This is a genomic window from Streptomyces johnsoniae, from assembly GCF_031845565.1.
Lineage (GTDB): Bacteria > Actinomycetota > Actinomycetes > Streptomycetales > Streptomycetaceae > Streptomyces > Streptomyces johnsoniae.
In genome coordinates this window covers 82,992-103,206 of record NZ_JAVREV010000019.1, presented here as the reverse complement: position 1 = coordinate 103,206, position 20,215 = coordinate 82,992, and the positions used below count along the sequence as shown (strand labels likewise).

17 protein-coding genes and 3 pseudogenes are annotated in these 20,215 nt (G+C 72.3%); 8 read left to right on the top strand and 12 right to left on the bottom strand.

Features of this window, described 5'->3' with window-relative positions:
- Positions 1-51 precede the first annotated feature (51 nt).
- Positions 52-1,197 carry an exonuclease SbcCD subunit D gene (locus RM779_RS28190; RefSeq protein WP_311620597.1) on the top strand — a complete coding sequence of 382 codons (1,146 nt, stop codon included), beginning with the start codon at positions 52-54 and terminating at the stop codon, positions 1,195-1,197.
- 3 nt (positions 1,198-1,200) lie between these two features.
- Positions 1,201-4,212 (top strand): SMC family ATPase, encoded by a 3,012-nt coding sequence (locus tag RM779_RS28185; RefSeq protein WP_311620596.1) that lies wholly within the window; start codon positions 1,201-1,203, stop codon positions 4,210-4,212.
- On the opposite strand, the gene RM779_RS28180 is transcribed toward RM779_RS28185, so the two are convergent.
- Positions 4,157-4,648, bottom strand: coding sequence for an Lrp/AsnC family transcriptional regulator (locus RM779_RS28180; protein WP_311620595.1), 492 nt, complete (start codon positions 4,646-4,648; stop codon positions 4,157-4,159). The genes RM779_RS28185 and RM779_RS28180 overlap by 56 nt on opposite strands.
- A gap of 94 nt (positions 4,649-4,742) precedes the next feature.
- Here RM779_RS28180 and RM779_RS28175 point away from each other — a divergent pair.
- Positions 4,743-5,155 (top strand): annotated as a pseudogene (locus RM779_RS28175) (rhodanese-like domain-containing protein); the annotation flags it as partial.
- A gap of 25 nt (positions 5,156-5,180) precedes the next feature.
- On the opposite strand, the gene RM779_RS28170 reads toward RM779_RS28175, so the two are convergent.
- From RM779_RS28170 to RM779_RS28155, 4 genes are all read right to left on the bottom strand, one after another.
- Positions 5,181-6,866 (bottom strand): DUF885 domain-containing protein, encoded by a 1,686-nt coding sequence (locus RM779_RS28170; RefSeq protein ID WP_311620594.1) that lies wholly within the window; start codon positions 6,864-6,866, stop codon positions 5,181-5,183.
- 75 nt (positions 6,867-6,941) lie between these two features.
- The gene (locus RM779_RS28165; protein ID WP_311620593.1) at positions 6,942-7,448 is read right to left on the bottom strand and encodes a GNAT family N-acetyltransferase; all 507 of its coding nucleotides are present in this window, start codon (positions 7,446-7,448) and stop codon (positions 6,942-6,944) included.
- A 506-nt stretch (positions 7,449-7,954) separates the two neighbouring features.
- Complete coding sequence (locus RM779_RS28160; RefSeq protein WP_311620592.1) at positions 7,955-9,304, bottom strand: NAD(P)/FAD-dependent oxidoreductase; 1,350 nt, start codon at positions 9,302-9,304, stop codon at positions 7,955-7,957.
- An 11-nt stretch (positions 9,305-9,315) separates the two neighbouring features.
- A complete protein-coding gene (locus tag RM779_RS28155; RefSeq protein ID WP_311620591.1) occupies positions 9,316-9,546 on the bottom strand; it encodes an acyl carrier protein in 231 nt (76 codons plus the stop codon).
- A gap of 122 nt (positions 9,547-9,668) precedes the next feature.
- Between RM779_RS28155 and RM779_RS28150 the strand changes: the two are divergent.
- From RM779_RS28150 to RM779_RS28135, 4 genes and pseudogenes are all read left to right on the top strand, one after another.
- Positions 9,669-9,926: pseudogene (locus RM779_RS28150) on the top strand (helix-turn-helix domain-containing protein); the annotation flags it as partial.
- 241 nt (positions 9,927-10,167) lie between these two features.
- Positions 10,168-10,668 (top strand): TetR/AcrR family transcriptional regulator, encoded by a 501-nt coding sequence (locus RM779_RS28145; RefSeq protein WP_311620590.1) that lies wholly within the window; start codon positions 10,168-10,170, stop codon positions 10,666-10,668.
- Positions 10,669-10,682: 14 nt separating this feature from the next.
- On the top strand, positions 10,683-11,033 hold the full coding sequence (locus RM779_RS28140; RefSeq protein ID WP_311620589.1) for a hypothetical protein: 351 nt from the start codon (positions 10,683-10,685) through the stop codon (positions 11,031-11,033).
- A 41-nt stretch (positions 11,034-11,074) separates the two neighbouring features.
- Positions 11,075-12,076 carry an alpha/beta hydrolase family protein gene (locus tag RM779_RS28135; RefSeq protein ID WP_311620626.1) on the top strand — a complete coding sequence of 334 codons (1,002 nt, stop codon included), beginning with the start codon at positions 11,075-11,077 and terminating at the stop codon, positions 12,074-12,076.
- A 61-nt stretch (positions 12,077-12,137) separates the two neighbouring features.
- Here RM779_RS28135 and RM779_RS28130 read toward each other — a convergent pair whose 3' ends face one another.
- From RM779_RS28130 to RM779_RS28110, 6 genes and pseudogenes are all read right to left on the bottom strand, one after another.
- Positions 12,138-13,259 carry an IS630 family transposase gene (locus RM779_RS28130; protein ID WP_311620588.1) on the bottom strand — a complete coding sequence of 374 codons (1,122 nt, stop codon included), beginning with the start codon at positions 13,257-13,259 and terminating at the stop codon, positions 12,138-12,140.
- A gap of 92 nt (positions 13,260-13,351) precedes the next feature.
- Positions 13,352-14,089, bottom strand: coding sequence for a class I SAM-dependent methyltransferase (locus RM779_RS28125; RefSeq protein ID WP_311620587.1), 738 nt, complete (start codon positions 14,087-14,089; stop codon positions 13,352-13,354).
- Positions 14,086-15,327, bottom strand: coding sequence for an AMP-binding protein (locus RM779_RS28120; RefSeq protein ID WP_311620585.1), 1,242 nt, complete (start codon positions 15,325-15,327; stop codon positions 14,086-14,088). The genes RM779_RS28125 and RM779_RS28120 overlap by 4 nt, the downstream gene beginning before the upstream one ends.
- Positions 15,328-15,403: 76 nt before the next feature.
- Positions 15,404-15,502: pseudogene (locus RM779_RS33800) on the bottom strand (hypothetical protein); the annotation flags it as partial.
- A 14-nt stretch (positions 15,503-15,516) separates the two neighbouring features.
- Complete coding sequence (locus tag RM779_RS28115; protein ID WP_311620584.1) at positions 15,517-16,647, bottom strand: acyl-CoA dehydrogenase family protein; 1,131 nt, start codon at positions 16,645-16,647, stop codon at positions 15,517-15,519.
- A gap of 10 nt (positions 16,648-16,657) precedes the next feature.
- Positions 16,658-17,713: a ketoacyl-ACP synthase III family protein gene (locus tag RM779_RS28110; protein WP_311620583.1), complete on the bottom strand. Its 1,056-nt coding sequence runs from the start codon at positions 17,711-17,713 to the stop codon at positions 16,658-16,660.
- Between the two features lie 832 nt (positions 17,714-18,545).
- Between RM779_RS28110 and RM779_RS28105 the strand changes: the two genes are divergently transcribed.
- Positions 18,546-19,451 (top strand): RNA polymerase sigma-70 factor, encoded by a 906-nt coding sequence (locus tag RM779_RS28105; protein ID WP_311620582.1) that lies wholly within the window; start codon positions 18,546-18,548, stop codon positions 19,449-19,451.
- Between the two features lie 11 nt (positions 19,452-19,462).
- Here the strand turns inward: RM779_RS28105 and RM779_RS28100 are convergent, their stop codons facing one another.
- Complete coding sequence (locus RM779_RS28100; protein ID WP_311620625.1) at positions 19,463-20,194, bottom strand: SDR family oxidoreductase; 732 nt, start codon at positions 20,192-20,194, stop codon at positions 19,463-19,465.
- Positions 20,195-20,215 lie beyond the last annotated feature (21 nt).

Sequence of the window (20,215 nt, the reverse complement as noted above, 5' to 3'; positions counted from 1 at the left end):
CATCGGGGTGGCCCGCGCGGCGGGCCCTGCGGAGCGAAGGGCGGGAGCGCGATGAGGTTCCTCCACACCTCGGACTGGCACCTCGGCCGCTCCCTCCACCGCGTCAGCATGCTCGCGGCGCAGGAGGCGTTCCTCGACCACCTGGTGGCCACCGCGCGCGAGCAGCGCGTGGACGCCGTGCTCGTCGCGGGCGACGTCTACGACCGGGCCGTTCCGCCGCTGCCCGCCGTGGAGTTGTTCGACGACGCCCTGCACCGGCTCGCCGGCCTGGGGGTGCCCACCGTCATGATCTCCGGCAACCACGACTCGCCCCGCCGCCTCGGCGTCGGCGCCGGGCTCATCGACCGCGCGGGCATCCACCTGCGCACCTCCCCGGCCGACTGCGGTACCCCCGTCGTCCTGGCCGACACGCACGGCGACGTGGCGGTCTACGGCCTGCCCTATCTCGAACCGGCCCTTGTCCGCGACGAGTTCGGCGTCGCAGCGGCCGGGCACGCGGCCGTCATCGGCGCCGCCATGGACCGGGTCCGCGCCGATCTGGCGGCCCGCCCCACCGGGACCCGCTCCGTCGTCCTCGCCCATGCCTTCGTCACCGGCGGCGAGCCGTCCGACAGCGAACGGGACATCACCGTCGGCGGTGCGGCGGCCGTGCCCGCGGCCGTCTTCTCCGGCGTCGACTACGCGGCGCTCGGCCACCTGCACGGCTGCCAGCGCATCACCGACCGCGTGCGGTACTCCGGATCGCCGCTCGCCTACTCGTTCTCCGAGGCGGCGCACCGCAAGACGACCTGGCTGGTGGACCTCGGCGCGCGCGGCGAGGTGCGCGCCGAGCGCGTCGACTGCCCCGTGCCGCGCCCCCTGGCGCGCCTCCGCGGCCCGCTGGACACGCTGCTCGCGGACCCGGCGCTGGCGCGGCACGAGACGTCGTTCGTCGAGGCGACCCTCACCGACCCGTCCCGCCCGGACGAGCCGCTGGCGCGGCTCGCCGAGCGGTTCCCGCACGTCCTCAGCCTCCTGTTCGAGCCCGACCGGCCCGACGCGGCGCCCGCGACGTACGCGCAGCGGCTCACCGGCAGGACCGACCAGCAGATCGCCGAGGACTTCGTGACGCACGTCCGCGGTGGCCGCCGCCCCGACGAGCGGGAACGGGCGGCGCTGCGCGAGGCGTTGCAGGCCGCCCGTGCCGCGGAGGTGTGACCGTTGCGGCTTCACCGGCTGAGCCTCACGGCCTTCGGGCCTTTCGGCGGCACCCAGCACATCGACTTCGACCAGCTCTCCGCCGCGGGTCTCTACCTGCTGCACGGCCCCACCGGCGCGGGCAAGACCTCCGTGCTCGACGCCGTCTGCTACGCCCTGTACGCCTCCGTGCCCGGCGCCCGCCAGGCCAGCCCGCAGTCGCTGCGCAGCGACCACGCGGCCCCGCACACCGCGACCGAGGTCGTCCTCGACCTCACCGTCGGAGGCCGGCGTCTGGAGATCACCCGCCGCCCCGAGCAGGAGCGGCCCAAGCGGCGCGGCACCGGCACCACCCGGGACCGGGCGCGCAGCCTGCTGCGCGAGCACGACGCGGCCACGGGCAGCTGGCGGCCCGTCAGCCACTCCCACCAGGAGATCGGCGAGGATCTTGGCGGGCTGCTCGGCATGAGCCGCGACCAGTTCTGCCAGGTGGTACTGCTGCCCCAGGGCGACTTCGCGCGCTTCCTGCGCGCCGGCGCCGAGGACCGGGCCAAGCTGCTGGGGAGGCTGTTCGACACCCGCAGGTTCGCCACGGCGGAGGCCCGCCTCGCCGAGCTGCGCGCCGAGGCGGTGCAGCGCGTCCGCACCGGGGACGAGCGGCTGCTGGCCACCGCGCACCGCATCCAGCAGGCCGCGGCCCCGCTGCCGGGCGAGCCGGCCGCTCCCGAGGACGCGGCGCCCGGTGACCCGCATCTCGCCGACGCCGTCCTCGCGTTCGCCGCCCGGGCCCGCTGCACCGCCCGCGAGCGCCGCGATATCGCCGCCGCCGCGCTGCGCGCCGCCGAGGCCGCCCACGCCACCGCGCGGCGGGCCCACGCCGACACCGCCGAGCGGGCCAGGCTCCAGCGGTCCCACGCCGAGGCCACGACACGCGCCGCCGCCCTCGCCACGCGCCGCGCCGCGCACGAGGCGGACCGCCTGCTGCTCGAGCGGGCCCGCGCCGCCGACACCGTCGCCCCGGCGCTGCGCCTGCGCGACGCCGCGGAGACCGAGCACCGCGCCGCCGCGCGCGCCGAGCGCGAGGCCCGCGCCTGGCTGCCGGCCGGGCTGGCCGGCAGCCCCGCCGCCGTGCTGGCCGGGCGCGAGCGCGGGGCGCGGGAGCGGCTCGGCGCCCTCGCCGCGGCCCGCCAAGCGGAGGAGCGCGCCCGCACGATCGGCGCCGAGCTGGCCTCGCTCGCGCAGGAGGGCGAGGAGGCGCAGCGCATGCTCGACGCGGCGGAACGGCGCATGCTGCCGTGGCCAGAGGAGCAGGCGCGGCTGCGGCAGGCCGCCGAGGCCGCCAGGGACGCCGGCGCGAGCGCCGGGCGCACCGAGGCGCTGCTCGCGCCGGCGGAGCGCCGCCTCGCCGCCGCCGGGCGCCGCGACGAGCTGGGCGCCGCCCTCCGCTGCGCCGATGAGGACCTGCTGACCGCCCGCGAGCGGGCCGCCGACGCCTACGCACACTGGCTGGAGCTCAAGGACGCCAGGCTGCGCGGCATCGCGGCCGAGCTGGCGGCGGGCCTGGCCCCCGGCGAGCCCTGCGCGGTGTGCGGCTCGGCCGACCACCCGCGCCCGGCCCTGCCCGCCGCCGGGCACGTCGACCGCGCCGCGGAGGAGGCCGCGCTGGCCGCCCATCGCGCCGCGGAGCAGCACCGGGCCGCGGCCGAGCAGCGCCTCGCCGCCGTCCGCGAGGAGCAGGCCGCGGCCGGTGCCGCCGCGGGCGAGGAGCCCACCGGCGAGCTGGCCGCGGTCGTCGAGGAGCTGCGCGCCGAGCACGCCGCCGCGCTGCGCGCCGCCGGCGGCGAGCCCGCCGCGCGCGCCGCCCTGGCGGCCGCGGAGCGCGAACACGAGGCGGTGCTCGCCACCCGCCAGGACGTGCAGCGCCGGTTGGCCGCTCTGGCGTCGCGGCGCGACGCGCTGCGCGCCGAGCACGCCGCCGCGATCCGCGAGACCGACCGCGCCCGCGAGGGCGCCGCGGACGTCGCCGGGCGCGCGGCCCAACTCGCCCGCGACGCCGAGGTCCTGGCCGCGGCGACCGCCGCGGCCCGCGCCGCGGAGGAGACCGCCGACCGGCTCAAACAAGCCGACGGCCGCGCCGCGGACGCCGCGTTCCGTGCCGGTTTCGACACCACGCGCGCGGCGGTCGCCGCCCTGCTCGACGGCGCGGCGCAGCGGGACACACAGCGCCGCCTCGACGCGTGGCAGGCCGAGGAGGCGTCCCTCGCGGCCGTCCTCGGCGACGCCCGCGTCGCCGCCGCGGCGGCCCTGCCGCCCGCCGATCCGGCGGCCGCGGAGGAGTGCCTCGCCGCGGCCACCCGGCGCCTGCGCGCCGCGTCGGCGGCCGAGGCCGCCGCGGCCACGCGCTGCGCCGACCTTGACGCCCTGTCCGCGCGCGCGACCGCGGACGCCGTCGCGCTCGCACCGCTGCGCGCGGGGAGTAGGCACATCACCCGCCTGGCCGGCCTGACCGCGGGCACCTCCCCGGAGAACGAGTACCGGATGCGGCTCGAGACCTACGTACTGGCCGCCCGGCTCGAGCAGGTCGCGGCCGTCGCCAGCGTCCGCCTGCACCGCATGTCCGCCGGGCGGTACGCGCTGGTCCACTCCGACGCCAGGGCGGGCCGGGCCCGTTCCGGTCTCGGGCTGCACGTCCTCGACGCCTGGACGGGGCGCACCCGCGACACGGCGACGCTCTCCGGCGGCGAGTCGTTCTTCGTCTCCCTCGCGCTGGCCCTCGGGCTCGCCGACGTGGTCGCCGAGGAGTCGGGCGGCCAGCGGCTCGACACGCTCTTCATCGACGAGGGTTTCGGCAGCCTCGACGAGCAGTCCCTCGACGAAGTGCTCGACGTGCTGGACTCGTTGCGCGAGCACGACCGCAGCGTGGCCATCGTCAGCCATGTGCCCGACCTGCGGGCCCGGATTCCCGCCCAGCTCCAGGTGGTCAAGACCCGGCGGGGCTCGACGGTCCGGCTCCGGACGGCGCCCCTGGGGCCCTGACCGATCGGCGCGGCAGCGGCGAGGAGTACACCACGCTGGTCGTCACCGCACCCAGCCCGCTGATCCGCCCGGTGATCTCCTCCAGGTGCCGCATCGACCGCGCCGCGACCTTCAGCACGAAGCAGTCGTCGCCGGTCACGTGGTGCGCCTCCAGGATTTCCTGGGTGGAGTCGAGCAGCTCGTGGAACGGGCGGTAGTTCCCGTGCGGGTAGCGCAGGCGCACGAACGCGAGCACGGCGAGGCCCACACGTTCCGGGTCCACCACCGCTGTGTAGCCGGCGATCACGCCCGCGTCCTCCAGGCGGCGCAGGCGTTCGGTGACGGCGCTCGCCGACATGCTCACCGCACGGGCCAGCTCCGCGTAGCCGGCCCGTCCGTTCGCCTGGAGCGCGGCCAGCAGGCGCCAGTCCGTCGCGTCCGGGGAAAAGTCGGTCATAGCCGCTTGGTAGCAGGGAAATCCCCGGCGAGGCAAGCCGATTGCCGGGGGATGTGCGTTCCGCCGGGCGGTGTCCCTCCGTAGATTTCCCGCCATGAGAGATCCGTTCTCCCCCGCGCCCGAGGCCGTCGGCCACTTCGCCGCCCGCCTCGCCTTCCACACCGACGTCGCCGACGTGCACGCGGCCGTACACGCCGCGCCGCGCGGCGGCGGACCCGGCTTCGTGCTGGTCGACTCCCGCGCCCCGGCCGCATGGGACGCCGGGCACGTGCCGGGTGCCGTTCACCTGCCGACCGCCCGCATTCCCGAACTGGCCCCGCTGTTGCTCGACCCCGCGGTGCCCGTCGTCGTCTACTGCTGGGGCCCGGCTGCGACGGGGCGGCCCGCGCGGCACTGGCCCTGGCCCGGCTCGGTCACCGGGTCAAGGAGATGCTCGGCGGCTTCGAGTACTGGGTCCGCGAGGGCTTCCCCGTCAGGCAAGGGGACGGCACCCTGCGTCGCGCCGCCGTCCGGCCGCCCGCTCGTTCGCCCGCTACAGCGCGGACAGTTCGGCGACCAGGTCGTCCAGCCCGAGCGAGCCCTGCGAAAGCGCGGCCATGTGCCACTTCTTCGCGTCGAACGCCGCGCCGTGCGCTGCCCGCGCCGCCTCCCGGCCGCGCAGCCAGGCCCGTTCGCCCAGCTTGTAGCCGATGGCCTGACCCGGCATGCCCAGGTAGCGCACCAGCTCGCTCTCCACGAAATCGCCCGGGCGCCCGCTGTGGCGGCCGAAGAACTCCTGCGCGAGCGCCGGTGTCCAGCGGTCGCCCGGGTGGAAGGGGGAGTCGGAAGGAATGGGCAGCTCCAGGTGCATGCCGATGTCGATGATCACCCGCACCGCGCGCATCATCTGGCAGTCCAGGTAGCCGAGTCGGCGCTCGGCGTTGTACAGGAAGCCCAGCTCGTCCATCAGCCGTTCCGCGTACAGGGCCCAGCCCTCGGCGTTCGCGCTGACCATGCCCACGGTCGTCTGGTAACGGGACAGATCCTCGGCGACGTGCACCCACTGCGCCAACTGGAGGTGGTGGCCGGGCACCCCCTCGTGGTACCAGGTCGACACCAGGTCGTAGACGGGGAAGCGGGTCAGGCCCTGGGTGGGCAGCCACGTGCGGCCCGGCCGGGAGAAGTCCAGTGAAGGGCTGGTGTAGTACGGGGCGGCGGCGCTGCCGGGGGGCGCGATCATGGACTCCACGCGCTTGACCCGGTCGGCCAGCTCGAAGTGCGTGCCGTCCAGGGCGCCGATCGCGTCGTCCATCAGCCGCTGCAACCAGGCCCGCACCTCCTCCACGCCCTCCACGGCCTCGCCCTCCGTCTCCAGGTGGCGCAGCGCCTCCCACGGGGTCGCGCCGGGCAGGATCTTCTCCGCCTCGGCCCGCATCTCCGCGTGCAGCCGGTGGAACTCCGACCAGCCGTACGCGTAGGCGTCGTCGAGGTCGAGGTCGGTGCCGTTCCAGTAGCGCACCCAGCGCGCGTACCGTTCGCGGCCCACGATCTCGGGCGCGCCCTCCACCGCGGGCGCGTAGGTGTCCCGCAGCCAGTCCCGCAGCGTCGCGACGCTGTCCGTCGCCTCGCGCGCCGCGGCGTCGAGCTCCGCGCGCAGCGCGTCCGGCCCGCCGGACACGAACTGGGTGAACCAGCCGCCGCCCGGCGTGCCGACCCACTCGCCGAGCTGCCCGATCACCGTCGCCACCTGGCGCGGGCCGGCCGGCAGGGAACGGCCAAGACCCTCCGCGAGCGAGGCCCGGTAACCGGCCAGGGCCGCGGGCACCGCCCGCAGGCGCCGCGCCACGGCGGCCCAGTCCTCGTCCGTGTCGGTCGGCGTGATGGTGAAGACCTCGCGCACGGAGTGCACGGGGGAGTGGATATTGCTGACGGCGCGCAGCGGTTCGCCCGCCTCGTGCACCGCGAGCTCCGCGGTCAGCCGCTCCCGCAGCAGCCGGGCGCACCGGCGCTCCGCGTCGCTGTCCCCGTCCGGCAGCCCCTCCCCGGCGGGCAGCCGGTCGAGGGTCGTGCGGGCGAGGTCCGCCAGGGCGTCCGCTCCGGCGGGCGAGAAGTCGGGCAGCCGGTCGGCGCTCCCGGGGACCCCGAGGAAGGTTCCGGTGATCGGTTCCAGCTCGACCAGCTCGTCGACGTAGGAATCGGCGAGACGGCGGGGGAGCAGTGCATGTGGGTCTTCTGACATGGACCCATCCTGATACGCGCGGGCCGGTTCGTCACCACCGGCCCGCGCGTCTTCACGCTCTCCCCGCGGCGTGGTTCAGCCGCCGGCCGGTACGTGCAGGGCGGCCGGAAGCGCGGACAGCCGCGCGGTGAGCACCAGCGCGCCCTCCTCGGTCCGGTGCTCGACGGGCAGGCCGGAGCCGCGCATCACCGCGGCCATGCCCGCGTCCGAGCCGGGCAGCACGGCGTACACCACGTCGCGGCGGGCCCGTGCGGCCACCGCCAGCAGCGACCGCAGCAGCGCGCTCCCCACGCCGAGCCGCTGCCAGGCGTCCTCCACCAGCAGCGCGACCTCCGACTCCTCGTCGTCCCACAGCAGATGGCCGAGCGCCACCACCTGGCCGTTCGCTGTCTCGGCGGCGACGCTCCGCCCGTGACGCGGGTCCAGCAGGTGCGCCAGGTAGTGGTCGGCCTCCCCGGCGGGGCCGTGGTAGCGCTGGGCCAGGGCCTGCGGCGAGCACCTGGCGTGCATCGCGCGGGCGGCGGGCAGGTCGGCGGGCCCGGCCGCCCGCAGAACGAGCCGGTGGCCACCGGCCGTCACCATCTCGCGCCGCGGCTCGTTCGCTGGTGCGGCCGTGGCCGGACAGGGCCGTCCCGACCGGTAACCACCGGTCGGGGGCACAAGCCGGAGGCGGGGGAAGCGAATCGAGCCGCGGGGTAGGTCGGAGTCTGCCATGTAAGCACTCTCGCGCTCCGTTGTTGCGCGATCACGAACGCCCTGTGACCGGAGGGTAAAGGAGGCTTACGCGAAAAATATGCCGTTCGCGGCCTCTGGGGCACACGGCGCCTCGGGCGTCGCCCGAGGCCGCAGCCGCACCGTTCATACGATACCGGCGGGCGGTACGTCGCAGCGGCCCGTGCGGCGGAACGCGTCGACGGCGCCCCGGACGTGGTGCTCGCCGGGGACCGCTCGGAAGGGAGCGGCGCGGCGCCTGCCGCTCCCCGGTGCCCGGCGGGTCTCACGACGCCGGGCCCAGCACCTCGGCGAGCGATCCCAAGGCGCAGAAGTGCCGGGGCCGGCCATGTCGAGCGGTACCGCCCACCGCCGGGTCAGAACAGCGCCCGGGAGCTGAGGGACACCTTCATCTTTCCGAGCAGCGGGTGCCAGAGGTGGCCGGGGTCCGCCTCGACCGCGGCGATGAAATCGCGCATCGCCGTCAGGGCGACCGGCTCCTGGTCGTCGTAGACGTCCCCCTGCAGCAGCTTCAGGACATCGATCCGATAGCGGGGGTCCTGGACGAATGCCGTGAACAGGATGTTGAGGCGGTAGTAGATGGAGATGAACTCGTACCAGTTGGACACGCCGCGCCGCAGCTTCGCCACGTAGTTCTCGAACCGGCCGGCGCTGAAATCGCCGCCCTGCGCGGCGGCGATGATGTCGGCGCAGGCCAGCCGGGCGCTGTTCATGGCGACGCTGACACCGCTGGAGAAGATGGGGTCGACGAACCGGGCGGCGTCGCCGACCATGACCATTCCGTCGTCGCACACCTTGCGCATGCCGTAGCTGTAGTCACCCTCGGCTTTGAACGGGCGGACCCGCACGGCGTTCTTCAGCGCGTCGTGCAGCAGCGGCCTGCTGCCCACCGAGTCCCAGAAAAAGCCTTCGAGATCGTCCGCGCTCTCCCGGAACCGCGCCTTCTGGGTGACGACCCCGACCGACGTGATGGTGTCGGTGATCGGGATCTGCCACACCCAGGTGTCGCTGAGCGGCAGGAAGTGAATGAAGATGTACTCGGCCTGGTTCTCGTCGTTCGCCAGGGCCTCCCGGTCGAGCCCTTCGAACCAGCTGTGCACGGCGTACTGGTTGAACACCGGGTCGGGCACCTTCACCTTGAGCTGCCGCCCCAGGAGGGTGCCGCGCCCGCTGGCGTCCACGACCATCCGCACCGCCACCTCCGCGGTCGTCCCGCCGAGCCCGACCCGCAGCACGGGACGGGTGCGGTCGGCGAAGTCCACGCCGCGCACCCGCACCCCGGAGTACACCTTCGCCCCCAGGCTCTCCGCGTGCTTGAGGAGGATGTGGTCGAACCGGCCCCGGTCGACGTGGAAGGTGTAGTCGCGGTCGACGCCGAGCTGATCGCGTTCGTTGAACAGCACGTCGGCCGCCCCGAGGCCGTGGTCGTGGACCTGGAAGCCGAGCGGGTCCACCCCGTCCGCGTTGGCCGACGTCCACGCGGCGCCGTACTTGCGGGGAAAACCCGCCGCCTCGATCTTGTCCATGGCGCCGATCTCCAGCAGCACCGGCGTGGTCGCCGGCACCAGCGACTCGCCCACGTGCTCCCGCGGGAAGAACTCGCTCTCGAAGACCGCGACCGTCAGACCGGCCCTGGCCAGGTAGGAGGCGGCCGTGGAACCGGCCGGGCCGCCGCCGATGATGCCGATGTCGTAGTCGTAAGTCATCTGTCCTCCAGTCAGCGCGCGGCGCTCTGCGAGCGAAGAAGCAGGATCAGGTCGGTGATCGTCTCCAGCGTGCTGAAGTGCTCACCGGTCATGCGCGCGGGCGGAACCCGCACGCCGTACTCGGTGCGGATGTGCGCCAACAGGCGTGCGGTGCGGACCGAGTCCAGCACCCCCAGCTCCAGCAGCTGACTTTCGGGGGTGATCAGGTCGGCGGGCACGCCCGTTTCGAGTTCCTCCTTCATATAGCGGAGCAACTGGTCGAGCAGCGTCGCGCGATCTAGTGCTCTGACCGCATAGGTTCGCCGGGTTGGGGGGCGTGACGGTTGGATGTGTGGTGACGTCCGTTCCGACCGCTGGAGGTGCGGTGGCCGAGCCTGTCCGTGTGTGCAGACTGACCGACCAGGAGGGGCAGAAGCTGCAGCGGATCGTGCGCCGGGGCAGCACCAGCTCGGTGCGCTACCGGCGCGCGATGATGCTGCTGGCCTCGGCGGGCGGCAACCGAGTTCCGGTGATTGCCCAGCTGGTGCAGGCCGGCGAGGACACCGTCCGGGATGTGATCCACCGGTTCAACGAGATCGGCCTGGCCTGCCTGGACCCTCGGTGGGCGGGAGGCCGTCCCCGCCTGGCAAGAGCTTTCGCGACGCCCAGCGATGTCTCAAACGCAACGTCTGCCCGCCAGATCTTCAAGACCCGCGAAGGAAGGAATCAATCGAACGAGGAAGAGCTCCCTCAAGGGGCTTGACGCGGCGCAGCAGTCTCGGGGCTGTCCCGCAACTGCTGGAAGACCGCGCCTCGAAGGGGATCGGCGATTGAGGAACGATCGTTCTTGACTGATCGTTCCTCAACTGTCTACTGTAGTGGCCATGGGCAGGCCAAGAGCATTCGACGAGGACGAAGCGGTGCGTGCCGCCGTGGGTCTGTTCGGCGGACGCGCGTATGACGGTGTGTCCGTTGACGATCTCGTCAGCCACCTCGGCGTGCACCGCAATAGCCTGTACAAGACGTTCGGCAGCAAGCGCGGCCTCTACCTGATCGCTCTGCGCCGCCACCTCGCCGACGACGTCCGCCCTTTGCTCGACGCCCTCGCCGGCGCATCGGACGCCGCGGCCGCGCTGCGGCTCGTCACGTCGGCCGACCTCGACCTGCTTCTACTCGCGGCGATCGAACGCGCACCGGTCGACGAGGAGGTCGCCTCCGAGGTGAAGACCGCGTTGGCCGCCGTCGACCAGGCGATCGCCGACGCGCTCGGCGTTCCCGCCGACCTGGCCGCCGCCCTCACGGCCGCTGCGCTGGGCATCCTCTTGCGCGGCAACCCCGACAACGCCGCCACCGCGCTGACCCAACACCTCAGCCCTCTCACCTGAAAAGGGAACCCGACATGGCACTGATACGCATCGACGGCGACGACCTCGTCGTCGTGATCGAGGGTCTCGACAAGCTCTGGTCCTTCAAGGGCAGTCTGACCATCCCGCTGGCCAACGTCCGTGGCGCGACCGCCGACCCCGGTATCGCCACCGAACCCAAGGGAATCCGCGCGCCGGGCTCCCACATACCCGGTGTGATCACCGCGGGCACATTCCATCAGGATGGTGAAACGGTCTTCTGGGACGTCAAGGATCCGTCGAAGGCTGTCGTGGTCGAACTCGCCGACGAGAAGTACGCACGCCTGGTTCTCCAGGTCGACGACCCCCGCGCGACTGTTGCCCTGGTCGAGAACGCCCTTGTCTGAAAGGAGGTAGGCCAACGTTTCGCCACTTGGCAGCGGCTTTGATGGCACTGGCCGTCGTCACCGCCACTCCGGCCGAGGCGACGCCCGGTCTCGTGCCTGCCGCCGACCGCGAGGTCGTCTTCACGGCCGACGGGACGACCGCGTACGGCACCCTGCACCTTCCCAAGCATCGTGCCGGGCAACGGCTGCGGGCGGCACTGCTGCTGCCCGGCAGCGGACCCACGGACCGCGACGGCAACCAACCGCCCGGGTCCGCACCGGACACCCTGGCACAGTTGGCCGACGCGCTCGACAGGGACGGAATCGCCACGCTGCGGTTCGACAAGTACGGCACCGGCCGCACCGGGCTCGGCGCCTACCAAGACCACCCGGAGGAACTCGACTACCCGGCATTCGTCCGCCAGGCACGGGCCGCCTACGAGTCGTTGCGCGATCAGCCGGAGACCGACCCGCACGCGCTGCTGGTCGTTGGGCACAGCGAGGGCGCGATGACGGGACTGCTGCTGGGCGGCACCGTCCGCCCGCGCCCGACCGGCCTGGCGCTTGTGCAACCGCAGGCGATCCGCCAGCTGGACCTGGTCGCGCTCCAACTCAAAACCCAGATCGCCGAAGCGACCCGGCAGGGCCAGTACACACCGGAGCAGCAACGCGCTGTCAACGCGGCCATCGATGCCGCCGTCACCTCCCTGCGCGAACACCGACCGGTCGACACCACCGACCTGCCCCCCGCGATCGCCCAGCTCTTCGAGGCGTTCCAAGGCCCGAACGCCCGGTTCGTGGAAAGCAACGACGCCGTCTACCCACCGGACACCGCCGCCGCACTCCGGCCGGGGACCAAGGTGCTGCTGACGTGCGGCACGAACGACGCCCAGGTCCCTTGTGCCACAACGAACGCCCTGACGACCGCCCTGTGTCACGCGCATGCTGGTGGACCGGGCCGAGTGGCGCTGCCGGGAGTGGACCATCTGCTGCACGACGCCGACCACCCGACCACGCTCGCGCCGCCCGTACTCGACGCCCTGCGCCGGTTCGCTCGACACTGACGCCGACCGAGGACGTCCCCCGACTTCTAGTGCTCTGACCGCACAGGCTCGCCGGATCGAGTCAGGCTGCACTGGCGAGGGGGCGGCCACCCCAGCGAATGCCCTTCTCGCTGCGGATGCGGGCCCGTTCGCGTCGTTCGGCGGCCAGGACGTCGCGGTGGCGGGCGTTGGCGTTGCACCAACGAAGGTAGGCGTGCAGGGCCCGGGTCTGCACGGTGTGGTTGGGGTGGTGTGAGTTGGCGACGGTGAACTGCCGCAGCGGGCCGAAGTGGGCCTCGATCGGGTTGGCCCAGGAGGCATAGGTCGGGGTGAAGCACAGCTCGACCTTGTTCTTCGCCGCCCAGCGGCGGATATCGGCGCCCTTGTGGGCGGACAGGTTGTCGAGGATCACGTAGACCGGTGCGCCGTCCGGGCGGGCGGCGCGGATCGTCTTCAGCGCGGCCAGAGTATTCGCGGCGCCTTTCCTGCGGCGGTTGACGCCCCACAGGCGGTCGTCGCCGACCGAGTAGCAGCCGTGAAAGTACCGCACGCTGTGGGTGCGGTGGTAGGTGGCCGGCAGCCGGTCGGGGTGTTTGCGTTCGGCCCAGCCCGCGCCCGCGGTGGGCCGGATGCCCAGCGGGCCGAATTCATCGAGAGCGAAGACCCGGTCCGCAAAGCGCTCCAGCACCTCCTCGATCCGGTCCAGCTTGGCGTCGCGCTCGGGGTCGGGGGACTCCTTCCAGGTCTTGGTGCGCTGGAAGGCGACACCGCGGCGGGCGAGCAGACTGCGTAACGTCTCGCGGCCGATGCGGATGATGCGGCCGTGGGCTGTGCGCAGATAGGCGACGAGCTTGCGCAGCGACCAGCGAGTGAAGGGACGGCCGAGTTTGGTCGGGCGGGTAGTGGCCGTCGCTACGACGAAGTCCTCGTCGTCAGGGGTGAGCAGGCGGGGACGGCCTCCCGCCCACCGAGGGTCCAGGCAGGCCAGGCCGATCTCGTTGAACCGGTGGATCACATCCCGGACGGTGTCCTCGCCGGCCTGCACCAGCTGGGCAATCACCGGAACTCGGTTGCCGCCCGCCGAGGCCAGCAGCATCATCGCGCGCCGGTAGCGCACCGAGCTGGTGCTGCCCCGGCGCACGATCCGCTGCAGCTTCTGCCCCTCCTGGTCGGTCAGTCTGCACACACGGACAGGCTCGGCCACCGCACCTCCAGCGGTCGGAACGGACGTCACCACACATCCAACCGTCATGCCCCCCAACCCGGCGAACCTATGCGGTCAGAGCACTAGGTCCGTCATGATTTCTCCTGGGGTGAGGGCAGTCCCGGTGCGCGCGCCACGATGTACCTCGTCGGCAGTTCCAGCGGTTGCCCGTCGGATGTGCGCTCCGTGGTGTGCATGGGGATGTCGCCGTCGGCGACGACGTCGAATCCGTTTCCTTCGAACAGCCGCCGCAGGCGCCCGTCGTGGGCGGGGGCGACGGGGGCGCCGAAGGAGAAGTGGGCCGCCAGCCCGGCCGTCTTGGGCAGCGGTGCGCCGCTGTCGAGCAGCTCGGCGACGTACCAGCCGGTGCGTTCCGTCAGCTCCTGGGCGAACAGGACCCCGAACTCGCCGAGCAGGAGCCTGATCGTCGTCAGCATCCTTGCGCGGTTGTCCGGTGCGAGCTGATGCAGCACCCCGCGCATGTAGACGTTGACGTCCCCGAACTCCGCGCGCAGCGCCGCCGCGGCGTCCTGGTCGAGCAGGTCCGCGCGGCGGTAGGCGGCATTGGGCGCCGCGTGCGACGTGGCGGCCAGCTCCACCGCGGACTCGGCGATGTCGAGTCCGATGACCCGCCGGAAGTGCCGCGCCAGCCACTGCGTCTGCCGGCCGTTGCCGCACCCGATGTCGACCAGCGGCAGCAGCGGGTCGGCGTGGTCACGGAACAGCGGCAGATGCCGCGCCGCGGTCAGCTGGGGTGACGAGTCCCAGAGGGCGGCTCCGGGCGCGGCCGGAAGCGTCGACCAGAAGGCGTCCCAGGCCGGGCCGGTCATGCGCCGACCTCCTGCGCCACCAGGCCGCCGAGCGCGGCGCGGTCGATTTTTCCGTTCGGCGTGCGGGGAAACCCGCTGACCACGTGTAACGCGTCGATGGTCATGTACGGCGGCAGGAAGACCGCGCAGTGCCGTCGCAGCTCCGCGAGTCCGGGCGCACGGCCGGTCTCGGGGACCACGAAGGCGTGCAGCCGCGCGTCGAGGTCGGCGCCCACGACGAGCACCACCGCGTCGCGTACCGTTTCGTGCGCGACGAGCACACCGTCCACCTCGGCCGGCTCGATCCGGTAGCCGCGGACCTTCGCCATGTCGTCGACCCGGCCCCGGTACTCCAGCAGGCCGTCGGCGTCGTACCGGCCGAGATCACCGGTGCGGTACGGACCGGCCTGTGGCTCCCCGCCCCAGTAGCCGAGCATGACGGTCGGGCCGCTGACCAGGATCTCGCCGCCGTCCAGCGACACCTCGTCTCCGGCGACGGGTGATCCGATCGGAACGGCCGCGGTACGCGCGAGGTCGGCGGCCGTCACCTCGTACGAGGTGCACACGTTGGTCTCCGTCGGGCCGTACCAGTTGAGCATCCGGACGCCTGGCCATCCGCGGCGCAGGTCCTTCAGCTGCTTCAGCGGAAAGCGCTCGCCGGCGAAGACGCAGGCGCGCAGCGCCCCCGGCCCGCGTTCGAGCAGCTCGCCGTACTCGGCCATGAGCACCAGCGCGGACGGCACCGAGTACCAGACCGTGATCCGGCGTTCCAGCAGGAAGTCGACCAGCGGTTCCGCGGCCTGCGCGAGGGTCTCGCCGATGAGGTGCACCGACGCGCCGGCCCGGAAGGCTCCGTAGAGGTCGAAGACCGACAGGTCGAAGCTGAACGCGGCGTGGTTCGCCAGCCGGTCGGCCGCGGTGAGGTCCAGCTCCCGGCAGGCCCAGTCGACGAACGCGAGCGCGTTCCCGTGGCTCAGGCAGACGCCCTTCGGCGTTCCCGTCGACCCCGAGGTGTACAGGATGTAGGCCGGGTCGGCCGGCCGGACCGGATGATGCGCGGCGCCCGGGCCGTGGGCCGCCTCCTTGAGGAGATCCGCGCAAGGTAAGGAGACGGTGCCGGCGACCTGCTCGCCGTGGTCCGTGACGATCAGTGCCGGGCGTGCGTCCGCGGCGATCCGGGCGACCCGCTCCCGGGGATTGCTCCGCGGAACGGGAACATGGATCGCGCCGCACCGCAGCACCGCTTGGGCGACGGCCATTCGATTCGGTCGTCTTCTCCGTCCACACCAGGACGCGGTCGCCCGGCCGGACGCCGCGACCGCGCAGCGCGGCCAGGTACGCGTCCGCGCGTGCGTCGAGCGCGCCGTAGCTGAGTTCGGTGGCGAGGTCGTGGACCGCGAGCGCGTCCGGCGTCCGGGCCGCGGCATCGACCACCAGGCTGTAGAGGCTCACAGTCCCATCTCCCGGGCGATCAGCTGACGCTGGATGTCGGACGTGCCGGAGAACGTCGTGGCGGGAGCGGCGTCGCGCACCTGCTCCTCGATCCCGTACTCCGTCAGGAAGGCGCGGCCCCCGAAGATCCGGCCGGCGTCGAGCGCGGTGGCGACCGCGGCCTCGGACACGGCCAGTTTCGCCATGGCGACCCACAGGGAGGGGTCCTGGCCGCCGTCGATCTCGGCGCAGGCCCGGTAGAGCAGGAGCCGTCCGCTTTCCAGCCGCAGCTTCATGTCCGCCAGCCGGTCCGCGACCGGCTGGAGGTCGGCGAGCCGTTTCCCGAACTGCCGCCGCTCCCGCACGTACCGGACGCATCGCCGGATGAGACGTTCCTGCTGCCCCAGGTAGATCGCGAACAGGCAGGAACGTTCCCACTGCATCGATGTCTGGAACACCAGCTGTCCCTGACCGGCGCTTCCCAGCACCCGGTCGTCCGGCACGAAGCACTGGGTGAACACCACCTCGCCGGCCTGGCAGGCCGCCAGTCCTGACTTCTCCAACGGCGGTCCCGCGACCAGACCGGGGGAGTCGCGGTCCACGGCGAATGCGGTGGAACCGAAATAGCCGCCTTCCGGGCCGGTTGCCGCATAGGTGACGTAGAGATCGGCGACCGGTCCGTTGCTGACGAAGCTCTTGACCCCGTCAAGGAGATATCCGCCGTCGACCTTGGTGGCCCGGGTCGCTAATCGGGAGACATCCGATCCCGCCTCCGGCTCCGTCATGGCGTTCCCCGCGATCAGATCTCCCGCGCACAAGGCGGGAAGCAGTGCCTTCCGGGTCTCCGGGAGTGCGAACTCCAGCACCGGCCGGACGCAGGCGAAGAGATGGGCCGCGGCGGCGAAGAGCAGTCCGGTATTCGCGCCGCCTTCGCTCGCGGCCTCGTATAAGAGGGCCGTGTCGAGAGCGCCGAAGCCCGCACCGCCGTGCTCCTCCGGGACGGCCGCGCCGAGCAGTCCGAGGCCGGCCAGTTTTTTCCAGTTATCCCGGTGGAATCCGGCAGCGGAAGAACCTGGGGGAAGTTCGCGGGCGGCTGCCTCCAGCCGCGTGTACCGTTTCTGTTGTTCAGCGCTCCGGTTGAAATCCATGAGACGCCTTTCACGAAGCGGTGGCCTGATGAGCGGCGGACCAGTGCGGCGTCTCGGTGATCTCGATCACGGCACACGCGATGTTCAGCCCGGGCCCCACGCCGAGTATCAGGAAATGGTCCCCGCGTCCCAGTTCACCGGAGAGCAGAAGCTGTTCGAGCGCCACCACCTGATCACTGGCACCGATATGGCCGACGGTGCGCCCCTGTTCCCACGTCGAAAGGGACATCGGCAGACCGAGCGGTGTCATCGCCCGTCCTTCGACGCGTTCTCGCGACCCGTTGGCGTAGGCGACGCGGGAGACGTCGTCCATCGTGATTCCGGCTTCGTCGAGTGTGCGGCTGATGAGTTCGTCCTGGGCGGCCACGAGTTTCAGCGGACCGGCCGGGTCCTGGTCGGGACCTGCCAGCCAGCGTTCCTTGGAGTCGCCGAAGTTGAGTTTGCCCGGCAGGCCGGCTCCCGGCGGGAACAGGGGCTCGGGCCCGCGGTGCATGGCCTCGTACTCGGGTAGCGTGACCGCGTTGACGGACTTGAGCCGGGCGAACCCGTTTCGTCGGCTGAGAACGACGGCGGAGCCGGCGTCACCCATGACGAAGTGCGGGCTGAAGCGCCAGCGTTCCAGCAGCTCGGAGGTGAAGTTGTCCCCCGAGGTGACGAGCGCCGCCTCGTGCTCGGCCGAGGCCATGAGATGACTCGCCGCGAGCTCCAGGGCGGAGAACATGCCCATGCAGCCCTGTCTGACCTCGGCCGCGGTGGCCCGCCCCGCGCCCGTGTGCCGCTGCACGTAGTACTGCGGACACCAGCCGTGGGGGCCCTGATACCACACGCTGATGTAGAGCAATAAGCTGAGGGACTCGGGATTCTGGCCGGCCCGTTCGAGCGCCTGCCGGCAGGCCCGCACCGCCATCTCGGGCGCGGGGATCTCGCCCGCGACGGTGACACTGGTGATTCCGTATTCCTCTGCGGCGGTCCGGTCGATAAGCCCCCGCTCAACCGCCCATCCCATAGGTACCCGGTCGGGCAGGAATGCGCCCAGACCGCTGATCAGTACATTGGAGGCCTTCATGGCCCGCTCCAGATTCTCTCGGTCACGTATCGTATCGAATTGCCCGCATCGGAACGATGGTGTAGTGGAGAACTGTGCTCGCCGCGGTCGTGATAATCGCGGCGGAGAAGAATGGGAAAACGAGTACGTAGAGGAACGTGAAGGAGGAACGTGAAGGAAGGTGTTTATGCCAGAACGATCCGTTCTGTCGGTACCTCTGACGTGAGAACCGCGCCGTCCGGAGGAGTAATACGTCTTGGCTGTGCATCGACATACTCATGCGCTGACTCCGGAAGCCACCGTGATTAGGGTGCACCCCGTTTCGGCATGCGTCAAGACGCTGGCCTAAATGCGGAGGATAGTGAGTAGATAATGCGGGCCATAGGGGCGGAAACGATGCCGTGATCTGGCCATGGGGTGCACGCGCCGTCGCCGCCGGAGCGCTGGGAACAAAGTAGCGTACGCCGGAGTACTGGGGGGCGAAATGGCCTGCGTTCTACCGGAGGTGGTCGTCAGGCTGGACTCCCGCCGTCGAGCCAGTACGCCCGCGTACACAAGGGCACGATCGGGCAAGCCGGTTCCGGCCTCGCCGCCCGCATGGTTCGGCTGAATTTCGCCGTCAGGTACTTCATCGCTCTGCGACCTCGTCCGCCTTCGGCTCGCGGCGGGCCCGCGGGAGCGACGCAGGCGGGTTACCGGGCGGCCGGGGGTTTCCTGAGCGACCACCCATGAAAGCCGATCAGGGCCCATCTGCCTGCCTCCGGGAGGGAGATCGAGTCCGGTCTGTCCGGGTGTCCGTGACGCCGAGGTGAGCGACTGGACATATCCGAGCCGCCTCGGGTGGGATGAAGCCGTGGCAGACGACGCGGATGACAAGGCACTGGCAGTTTTCGAAGAGCACCGCGGCACCCTGTTCGGCGTGGCCTATCGCATGCTCGGTCGCGTCAGCGACGCCGAGGATCTGGTCCAGGAGGCGTGGCTGCGCTGGGCGGGCGCGCCGCGGGACGACGTGGCCGAGCCGCGCGCCTACCTGGTCCGGGTCGTCACCCGTCTGTCCATCGACCGCCTGCGGCAGCTGAACGCCCGCCGCGAGACCTACGTCGGCCCCTGGCTGCCGGAGCCGTTGCCGACCGACCGGGCCGCCGCGGGGCCGCAGTCGGCGCCGGACGGCGCGGAGCGCGCGGTCCTGGCCGAGACCGTCTCCTACGCCGTGCTGCTCGTGATGGAGTCGCTGTCCCCGCTGGAGCGCGCGGTGTTCGTGCTGCGCGAGGCGTTCGGCCTGCCGTACGCGGAGATCGCCGCCGCGCTCGGGCGCAGCCAGCCCGCCGTGCGGCAGTTGTCGGGGCGCGCCAGGCGGCATATGACGGAACGCCGCCCCCGCTTCGTCGTCGACACCGGGCAGCAGCGCGACCTCACCGAACGTTTCCTCGCCGCCGCCACGCAGGGCGACCTCGACGGCCTGCTGGCGATCCTCGCGCCCGAGGTGAGTCTCGTCGGTGACAGCGGCGGCAAGGCCAAGGCGCCGGTGCGGGTCATCAAGGGCGCGGACAAGGTCGGCAGGTTCAGCGCGGGCATCGGGCGGCAGGCGCCGCCGGCGGCCGGTTTCCACTTCCTCGACGTGAACGGGGGGGTCGCGCTGCTGGTCACCAGCGAGGGCAGGCCGCACAGCCTGCTCCTGCTTGACATCGCCGACGGCCGAATCCAGCGGGTCTACCTCGTGGCCAACCCGGACAAGATCGGCCATCTGCCGCCCGGCTGACCCGGCCCCGGCTACAGGCCGCCGGAGACGCGCAGTACCGCGCCCGTGGTGTACGACGCCTCGTCCGACAGCAGCCACGCGACGGCGCCGGCGATCTCCTCGGGGCGGCCGGGCCGCTGCATCGGCACCCGGTCCTGCTTGCGCCACGGCCGCTGCGGGTCGCCCATGGTGGCGTGCATGTCGGTGAGGGTCATGCCCGGCTGCACCGAGTTGACCCGGACCCCGTCGGTGGCCAGTTCCTTCGCCAGGCCGGTCGTCAGCGTGTCGACGGCCGCCTTGGTCGCGGCGTAGTGCACGTACTCGCCGGGGCTGCCGAGCGTCGCGGCGGAGGAGGAGATGTTGACGATCGAGCCGCCCGCGCCGCCGTGCCGGGTCGACATCGCGCGGGCGCCGCGCCGCGCGCACAGGAACGTGCCCAGCACGTTGACGTCGACGACCCGCCGCATCACGTCGGTGGCCGTCTCGGTGAACCTGCCGAGGGGCCCGGTCACTCCGGCGTTGTTCACCAGGCCCGTCACGGGGCCGAGCACCTCGGCCGTCGTGTCGAACAGCCGGTCGACCTCGCTCTCCACGGACACGTCGACCCGGATGGTCACCGCCGCCCGGCCCGCCGCGCGCACCTGCGCGGCGACCGCTTCCGCGGCCTCCTCCTCCGCCACCCAGCCGATCGCCAGATCGTGGCCCGCCGCGGCGAGCCGCACCGCGGTGGCCGCCCCGATGCCGCGGCTGCCGCCCGTCACCACCGTGACGCGCCGCCGCTGCCG